Origin of the sequence: Paraburkholderia sp. SIMBA_027 (assembly GCF_046535315.1) — a bacterium.
GTDB lineage: Bacteria > Pseudomonadota > Gammaproteobacteria > Burkholderiales > Burkholderiaceae > Paraburkholderia > Paraburkholderia tropica.
In genome coordinates this window covers 1-262 of sequence record NZ_JAWRWY010000865.1, presented here as the reverse complement: position 1 = coordinate 262, position 262 = coordinate 1, and the positions used below count along the sequence as shown (strand labels likewise).

The following is a 262-nucleotide window of genomic DNA, read 5'->3' as shown; positions in this document are numbered from 1 at the left end:
CCAGGTCTGCTGATCGATGCCGTCGACGAAAGAATTCGGATCGAAGCTCGGCGCCGAGACAAACGCGAGAACGTCGCCCGTTGCCGGTTCGATCGCGACCAGCGCGCCGCGGCGGCCCGCGAAGGCCTGCTCGGCGACCTGCTGCAAGCCGATATCGAGCGACAGCACGAGGTTGTTGCCGGGCGTCGCCTGGGTGCGCGACAGCGTGCGCACAGGCCGGCCACCGGCGGTCACCTCGACTTCCTCGAAACCGGTCTGCCCG

1 pseudogene is annotated in these 262 nt (G+C 68.7%); it reads right to left on the bottom strand.

Annotation, left to right across the window (positions count from 1 at the left end):
* Positions 1–262 (bottom strand): annotated as a pseudogene (locus SB764_RS41545) (penicillin-binding protein 2); the annotation flags it as partial.